This is a genomic window from Ignatzschineria cameli (assembly GCF_003121895.1).
Classification (GTDB): domain Bacteria; phylum Pseudomonadota; class Gammaproteobacteria; order Cardiobacteriales; family Wohlfahrtiimonadaceae; genus Ignatzschineria; species Ignatzschineria cameli.
In genome coordinates this window covers 1-8,877 of record NZ_QEWW01000019.1, presented here as the reverse complement: position 1 = coordinate 8,877, position 8,877 = coordinate 1, and the positions used below count along the sequence as shown (strand labels likewise).

The window sequence follows — 8,877 nt, the reverse complement described above, 5'->3', positions numbered from 1 at the left end:
TGCATGCCCGCCATTTGGTGCTTTCAGCACCGCGGATGATATCTAAAGTAGCGATATTTGCCGGCATGCAAACTGTGGAAGGATGTAGCGGTCATCTCCGGTAACTCATCAACATTTATAAAGATAAAAACTATTCGGGCAATCGAACGATTGCCCCCTGCCGGCGCATGATTTATGGAAGAGCGCGATAGTGAGATCCGGCAGCGTTCAGCCTTTTCTCTTTTGATGAATAATTTGATGAACGATTCTTAAGAAGGTTTATTGAGCGGCGGGAACCGACTATTTCGTTCTTTTCGCCACTGCATGCCCGCCATTTGGTGCTTTCAGCACCGCGGATGATATCTAAAGTAGCGATATTTGCCGGCATGCAAACTGTGGAAGGATGTAGCGGTCATCTCCGGTAACTCATCAACATTTATAAAGATAAAAACTATTCGGGCAATCGAACGATTGCCCCCTGCCGGCGCATGATTTATGGAAGAGCGCGATAGTGAGATCCGGCAGCGTTCAGCTTATATTATTTCAACAAATAAGAAGATCTTCTTTCGCCGTAGATTAGGGTTACCAACCCCCTGTTGCGCCACCGCCACCGCTTCGACCGCCACCTCCGCTTCGGCCTCCGCTACTTCGGCTACTTCCGCCACTTGATCGCCCTCCACCGCGATAACCACCACCCATACCGCCACCCATTCCTCCGCCACGACCACCGCGGCCGCCCTGGATCTTAATGGGCGCGCGAATAAAACCTAACGCTAAACCCGCTGTCTGAAAGAGGAGCAGGAGAAGTGCAATGATAATCCCTGCCGCTAGATGAAATGTGATTGTGACAAAAAAGCCGATAAAGATTGCACTCGGTAACGATTGAAAAAATGCCATAGCCCAACTGATCTTCCTCTTTTTCCCAGTCGCTCTCTCTTTTGTTTTGGGTAGGGGATGAGATGAATTGCGAGAAGAATTGTGAGATTGACTGCGATACTGATCGGCATAATCACGCCAATATTCTTGATGCATCGTGGCAGAATCTTGCTTTTGAGGAGCATGATGATCCATTTGCGTATCAAAAATCATCCCTTTTGAGTGCGCATTTCGTTGCCGGCGTTGCTGTAATCGCTGTATCAGCGGAATAAGAAAGGGGGAGAAGACCATTATGATTATAACGATAATGGTCAGCGTCAGATCCCAATCAACCACCTCATCACTATTTGAAGATGCACTTAAAGGAACCTCCTTGAGCGATGGTAGCGGCTCTCCCTCAATTTGGGCAATAATCGCATCGACAGCAAGCTCAATCCCTTCGGCAAATTTCCCCGCACGAAAAGCCGGCGTTAGATACTGATTTAAAATTTGACCGGCAATCAGATCGGGAATAGCCCCCTCTAAGCCATAACCTACCTCAATACGCATAGTGTGCTCTTTTAATGCAATGAGAAGAAGAACCCCATCATCAACCCCTTTTCTTCCTAGTTGCCACGCTTCCATTACCGCAACGCCATATTCAACAATCTCATTCCCCTGAAGATCGGGCAGAATAAGGACGGCAAGCTGCGATCCGGAATGCTTCTCAAGTTGCCAGATTTTACGATTGATCTCTGCTCTCTCTGCTGTAGAGAGAAGCCCGGCATAATCCATCACCCCATCATCTAAGCGAGGAATGCTCTGTTCAATTTTGCTGATGGTAGAGCGCGATAATCCCTCTGCCGAGATCGGTTGTAGTGCAAAAAAAGTACTTAGAAGCAGGATTAAGAGGAGATAGAGCGGAAGATGCAGAAAGAGCGATAAGAGTGATGAGTGTGATGAGAGAGAATCTTTTCTCCCGATTTGGGACATCTCATGAGCATCATGACCGCTCTGATCATGATGAGAAGAGGGGGAGCGCATCGCTTCTATTCTATTACACATCACATCACCTAATATCCTAATGGGGATTCCTAACGAGTATTCCTAACGAGTATTCCTAAGGGGCATTTCTAGTGGGTATTGGATCGTTAAATATATTAAAACTCAACAACAGGCGCTTGATCGATCATCGGATCATCCACATTAAATTGTGGAATTGGGCGATAGCCGAAGATTTTTGCAATAAAGAGATAAGGGACGCGACGAATTGTAGTGTTGTAGTTGCGGATTGCATCAATATAGCGATTGCGCGCAACGGCGATACGATTCTCTGTTCCTTCAAGTTGAATCATCAAGTTTTGATAGAGCTGACTCGCTTTAAGATCTGGATAATTCTCAACAATCATTAAGAGGCGAGAGAGTTGCGTCCGTAAGGTTGCTTCTGCTTTTTCGTAAGCGATGCGCTTTTCAGGATCTTCTAAATCTGCCGGAGAGATCGCCATATTGTTGAGTGAGGCACGCGCCTTGGCAATATCGGTAAAGATCTGCTCTTCATGTTTAGCATATCCTTTGACTGTATTGGAGAGATTTGTGATCAGATCAGCTCGGCGTTTATATTGATTGATCACCTCAGCGGCAGCCGCTTTCTGCTCTTCATCAAGATTCTGCACACTATTGTAGTAACCCGCCCCGACAAAGCCGAGAATGATAATGATTAGGGCGATAGGAATAAAGGCCCAGTTGAGAGGAAGGTTATGCTTTGTCGTTGGACTATTTTCACTCATTTAAATTCTCCGATCGATCGCGCTTTGATCGATGATGGTTAAGATGGAAAGGGTAGAAAATGGTAAATAGGGTTAAATATAAATGATCAAGAAACGATTAGTGAATGATCAATGTATAAAATCAATGGATAATAACATCACTCGTTGTCTGACTCGCTTTAATAAAGATCGCACGATAACGGATAAAGAGAAATAGAGTCAAGAGAAGAGCGACAAGGCTGATGGCAAAAGCAACCCAAGAGAGACTTGTAAGGCCCATCTGGCTAATGACCACAGTTCCCACTAAAGCACCCCCACCAATGCCGATATTGAAGATGCCGGAAAAGATAGACATGGCAATATCGGTCGCATCCGGGGCTAGCTCTAACACCTTGAGCTGGAGTACTAAGCCGATACAGGTCATCGAGATCCCCCAAAAGAGGGAGAGATAGAGTAACCCATCGGGCAGATAGGTACTCGGCATAATGAGCAATAGCGAGAGCGCGAGCCCAAAAATCGACAGAGGAAGAAAGGAGAGAGGATGTTGATTGTTGAGCTTACTAAAGATAATACTGGCCAGAATCCCGGCACCCCCAAAGATTAAGAGTAAAATAGTGATCTTATTAGGAGAGATTTTTGCAATCGTTTCACTAAAGGGCTCGATATAGCTATAAGCAGTAAAGTGAGCAGTTACAACAATGGCGGTTAAAAAGAAGAGCCCCACAAGTGCCGGACGCTTAAAGAGAATGGGGAGACTCTTCGCAGATCCTGCATTTTGGCTCGGTAAGCGAGGAAGAACAATATAGAGCACAATTAAGGTGAGAAGTGCGGCAATACCGATGAGAAGAAAGGTATAACGCCAGCCGACAAGCTGCCCGACAATACGTCCAAGAGGGATCCCTAAGACGGTGGCGAGTGCCGTGCCGGTAGCTAAAATCCCCAATGCTTGTGACTTTTTCCCTAAGGGAGCAACACGAATAGCAAGCGCAGCCGTGATCGACCAGAAGACCGCATGAGAGAGAGCAACGCCCACCCGACCAATAATTAAGATGGTAAAGCTAGAGGCCATAAAGGTGACAAGATGGCTCACCACAAAGAGAATAAAGATAAAGGTGAGAAGCCGTTTTCGTTCAAAACGACTTACCAGTAGCATCAATGGAAGTGAGGCGAGCGCCACAACCCAGGCATAGATGGTGATCATAATCCCCACCTTTTCTGCCGGTAGATCGAAGCTTGCTCCGATATCAGTTAAGAGGGCGATTGGGATAAATTCTGTCGTATTGAAGACAAAGGCGGCGATTGCTAAGGCAATTACCCGAATCCAAGCGAGATTAAAGTGTTGATTCTCATTTCGATTCTGCTCAAGGGGTACGGCGGGTGGCGCGGTCATAAGGCTAGATCTTCCTTCTTTTAATGGCTCAAAATCGTTGGCATCGATAGGATCGAAAGTGCCATTTTTCTATTTTACCCCACTTAAGGTGAAAGCGGGGCAGAAGAGTGATAATAGTTAAGCAATAGTCAGCAATAGTCAGCAATGTTTAGCAATAGTGATTGTCAGCGCGGATTGTCAACGCGATCATTAGAGATGATCGACTAGAGGTGATCGATCAGCTCATTAATCTTAGTAACACCAATTACTTCCATATCGGGAATCGGTTTTTTAGGTCGATTGCTGATAGGAACGATCGCCCGTTTAAAGCCATGCTTTGCTGCTTCTTTCAAGCGCTCTTCACCGTGAGGAACAGGGCGTACTTCGCCGGCAAGACCAATCTCACCAAAAATAACGAGATCAGATGGGAGAATAATATTTCGAAAGCTCGATAAAGCTGCGGCAATGACCGCTAGATCTGAGGCGGTCTCTGTCACCTTCACACCACCGACCGCATTGACATAGACATCTTGATCGAGCATAGCAATTCCTGCATGACGATGGAGAACAGCAAGGAGCATCGTTAAGCGATTTTGCTCTAAGCCGAGTGTCACTCGACGCGGTTGTCCTCCGAGAGAATCATCCACTAAAGATTGAATCTCGATCAAAAGAGGACGCGTCCCTTCTCGAGTGACCATAATGACACTTCCTGAACTGCGATCTGGTTGGCGTGATAGGAAGATGGCTGAAGGATTACTGATGGGGCGCAGTCCGGTTTCTGTCATCGCAAAGACGCCGATCTCATGAAGTGGTCCGAAACGATTTTTATAAGAGCGCATAATCCGGAAGCGCGAATCTACCTCACCTTCAAAGTAGAGAACGCAATCGACCATATGCTCTAAGACGCGCGGGCCGGCAATCGCTCCCTCTTTTGTCACATGACCGGCAAGGAAGATAGAGGTGCCGGTTCGTTTCGCAAAGCGGGTGAGTAGCGCAGTACTCTCTCGGACCTGACCAACATTTCCCGGCGCGGAGTTGAGGAGCTCTGTGAAGATGGTCTGAATCGAGTCGATCACCATAACATCAAGATCCATCGGCTCAGCAACACGGAGAATCTTCTCCACATTGGTCTCAGATAGCAGCTGTAATTTAGAGCCATCGAGTTGAAGGCGCTCTGCACGTAATGCCACTTGGCTCGGGGATTCCTCCCCCGTAACGTAGAGTACCTTTTTCCCCTGATGGCTCAGATGAATAAGGCTCTGGAGCAGGATGGTGGATTTACCAATCCCCGGATCGCCCCCGATTAGGACAACAGAGCCGAAGACTAATCCGCCCCCTAAGACGCGATCGAGTTCATTGAGACCGGTGGAGAAGCGAGTGAGCTTCTCTTTTTGCACATCGGTTAAGATCTGTACACCGGTGGCTCCGGCCGTTCCTGAATAGCCCGATAGGCGCGTCGGTGTCTGTTCTACAACCATCTCTTCAATGGAGTTCCACGCTTTGCACTCTAAACATTGTCCCGCCCATTTAGGGGCGATCGCACCACAATCACGACAGACAAATTGGGTTTTGGCTCGGCTCATCGTTTTCTCCTTACAGATAGTAGCAGCTCAGGTAGTAGCTCAGATGTTGTTTGCTCGATCTAGGTAGAGAGTTTACCACAAGGTATCCCCGATGTGGGAAGGATCAGATCGCTCTTTTGTAGCATCCTTTATCGCGCAATTTTAGCGATCGAGCGCTCATATTGCGCCTTTTTCGGGAGCATCATTGAAGTTGCAGCGGCAACAAGAAGAAAGAAACCTGCCAGCCAGAAGGTAATAAAGTGTGATTCGAAGGTCTCATAGGCCCAGCCACCGAGCCATGCGCTTAATGTTCCGCCAATTTGATGACCAATAAAGGCAAGTCCATAGAGAATTCCCACCAATTTTACGCCATAGATATCGGCAAGCATACCTGAAGAGATTCCCATATTTCCTGCCCAAACAAGTCCGCCAACAATCGCGACGGTATAGAGCTGCCATGGCGTTAATACCATCACCAGTAAAAAGAAGGCAACACCGCGAACAGCATAGATCGCCACTAACATATATTTATGATCAACATGGGGACTGATTCTTCCTAACATCACGGTGCTAAAGATTGCCACTAAACCGATAAGGCTAACGCCAAAAGCACTCACATCGCGGCTAAAACCATGATCGATCAACATCGGCACAGCATGGGTACCTAAAAGACTCATACTAAAACCACAAGCAAAGATGCCGACCACTAAGAGCCAGAAAGGGTAGGTTGAGAAGACCTCTCGTAAGCGATAACTCTCCCCCTTCATCAACTTTTGTCGAGCACTTATTTTGGCTTGATGCGCTTCAATCTCACGTTCTGTTGTTAAATCACCATACACAGGTGGCGTTCCTCGGATAATGGCAAAAGCAACGAATAGGGTGGCAATGGAGAAGAGAACTGCATAGCCGATTAAGGTACTCTCCCAGCTAAAAGATTGGATAGTCTGACTAAAAAGGGGCGTTAAAATCGCAATGCCCGCCATCGATCCGGTGGAAAGAAAGAGTAGCGCCATGGTCCGTTTAGCGATAAACCAGCTACTGATCAATTGAGTAAAGGCAACAGGGCTGGTAAATGCTAGTCCAAAGGAGAGTAACCCTCCGTAACTGAAGGCAAAGATCCAAATATTGCTGCTATAGACCGTTAAGAGAAGGGAGATCGAGACCATAATGGCCCCCAATATTAAGGTGGTGCGTGTCCCGTAGCGATTGACACAGAAGCCTGCGACCGGCATTCCAAAGCCATAGATCAGCATGCCGAAAGCGATAACGGCAGAGAGTGTACTGCGGCTCATCCCCAATCCTTCACTCATCGGAATCACAAAGGGGCCAATACTCATCCGCATTCCTACTGTAAACATGGTTAGCAGGGCGGCAGCGATTACAATGGTCCAGCCGTAATACCATCCTTTGGGTTGGGGGTTGATAATCTCTCGATTCTCTATTGTTGACATTGTTTTTAAAATTCCTATTGTTCGATTATTTTATTGCTGTTATTACTATGATTATTGAGTGCGTGCATTGATCAAAGCGCCCAGATTGATGCCCCTTGATTCATGATCTATAGATTGATGCATTCATTTGATGCATCACACCTATACACTGCACCTGATAGATTCCATTTAGTGCATTGCCTAGTGCATTACATTTACTACATTATTTTCAATGCATTAATATACTATAAAAAATATTATAAAAAGATATAATAAAGACCGAAAAAAGAGAGCAGTGATAAGATCGCTCTTCTTCACTACTCTTTCTCTTTTTCTCTCTTTTTCGTTCCTGTTTCATTTCTGCTTCGAGCATATTGTAACATCTTCCATGATGCTCTGTTTTTGCTGAGGGTAACTTATAATCCCATCTTAAGACTGGCTTCGATAAAGTCATCGAGATCGCCATCGAGCACAGGTTGAGGGTTACCCACTTCATAGCCTGTTCGAAGATCACGGATACGCGCTTGATCGAGCACATAGGAGCGAATTTGACTTCCCCAGCCCACATCAGCTTTAGAGTCTTGTAGTGCTTCTGCGGCATCACGTTTTTTCTGCATCTCTAGTTCATAGAGTTTTGAACGTAATTGTTGCATTGCGACATCTTTATTACGATGCTGCGAGCGTTCATTTTGACATTGAGCAACGACGCCGGTGGGAATATGGGTAATACGAACAGCTGATTCGGTCACGTTAACGTGCTGTCCGCCGGCACCCGAGGCGCGATAGACATCGACTCGAAGATCTGAAGGGTCGATATCGATCTCAATATTGTCATCAATCTCAGGGGAGACAAAGACTGAGCAGAATGAGGTATGACGCTTATTATTGGAATCAAAAGGAGATTTACGTACTAAGCGGTGAACCCCTGTTTCGGTGCGTAACCAACCATAAGCATGATCCCCTTCAAAGCGGATACTTGCGGATTTGATGCCGGCAACATCGCCGGGAGAGGCTTCCAATAACTCTGTTTTAAAACCATGATGTTCGCCCCAACGCAGATACATTCTAAGCACCATCGAAGCCCAATCTTGCGCTTCGGTACCGCCGGCACCTGCTTGGATATCGATAAATGCATTACTTGCATCCATCTCACCACTAAACATACGCTTGAATTCAAATTGCTCAATCTGCTTCTGATAATCGAGCAGATCTGCTTCAATCATCAAAAGGGTCTCTTCATCATTCTCCTCTTTTGCTAAAGCAACGAGATCTTTGGCATCATCGAGACCGCTTTGCAGTGCTAACATGCCATTGACAAAATCATCAAGTGTTGCGCGTTCTTGCCCAAGTTTTTGTGCTTTATCGGGGTTATCAGACCAGATATTGGGATCTTCTAGCTCCATTAAAACTTCAGTGAGGCGCTCCTGCTTGAGATCGAAGTCAAAGATACCTCCGAAGGTCAGCGGCTCTCTCGGAGAGATCTTTAATGGTGTGATTGAGTGTATTGATAAGTTCCATCGAGATAATTACTCCATCTATCGTCAGTTAATAGATCCCTTAGATCGGGATCAGTAGTTGGGAGGGAGGCTATTATACGTGATTTAGCATTAACTGATAAATGAAATAGGCACTTCTGGTTGAAAAATTGAATAATTGTTTTGAAACAACAAGGGCTGAACGCTGCCGGATCTTACTATCGCGTTCTTCCATAAATCACGCGCCGGCAGATGGCATCGAAGATGCCAATTGGCGGGCATGCACAGGTTAAAAGAACGAAATAGTCGGCCCTGCCGTTCAATGAATCTTTTTAAGAATCATTCATCAAATTATTCATCAAAAGAGAAGAGGCTGAACGCTGCCGGTCCTTACTATCGCGTTCTTCCATAAATCGTGCGCCGGCAGATGGCAATCATTCG

Annotated in this window: 6 protein-coding genes; all 6 read right to left on the bottom strand. The window is 46.2% G+C overall.

Annotated features, from left to right (window positions below):
• Positions 1-561: 561 nt before the first annotated feature.
• The 6 genes from DC077_RS10425 to prfB all read right to left on the bottom strand — a co-directional run bounded on the left by DC077_RS10425 (position 562) and on the right by prfB (position 8,479).
• A complete protein-coding gene (locus tag DC077_RS10425; protein WP_109202453.1) occupies positions 562-1,899 on the bottom strand; it encodes a TPM domain-containing protein in 1,338 nt (445 codons plus the stop codon).
• 95 nt (positions 1,900-1,994) lie between these two features.
• Entirely contained in the window at positions 1,995-2,621 is a 627-nt protein-coding gene (locus DC077_RS10420; RefSeq protein ID WP_109202452.1) for a LemA family protein, read from the bottom strand.
• Positions 2,622-2,742: 121 nt separating this feature from the next.
• Positions 2,743-3,990 (bottom strand): sugar transporter, encoded by a 1,248-nt coding sequence (locus tag DC077_RS10415; RefSeq protein ID WP_109218039.1) that lies wholly within the window; start codon positions 3,988-3,990, stop codon positions 2,743-2,745.
• 203 nt (positions 3,991-4,193) lie between these two features.
• Positions 4,194-5,552: a DNA repair protein RadA gene (gene radA, locus DC077_RS10410; RefSeq protein ID WP_109202450.1), complete on the bottom strand. Its 1,359-nt coding sequence runs from the start codon at positions 5,550-5,552 to the stop codon at positions 4,194-4,196.
• Positions 5,553-5,680: 128 nt separating this feature from the next.
• A complete protein-coding gene (locus DC077_RS10405) occupies positions 5,681-6,982 on the bottom strand; it encodes an MFS transporter (RefSeq protein WP_109202449.1) in 1,302 nt (433 codons plus the stop codon).
• Positions 6,983-7,377: 395 nt separating this feature from the next.
• Positions 7,378-8,479 (bottom strand): peptide chain release factor 2 gene (prfB, locus tag DC077_RS10400; RefSeq protein ID WP_239990261.1). Its coding sequence is split into 2 segments (ribosomal slippage): positions 7,378-8,403 and positions 8,405-8,479, totalling 1,101 coding nucleotides; the frame shifts between segments, so codons are not numbered across the junction.
• Positions 8,480-8,877: the final 398 nt, after the last annotated feature.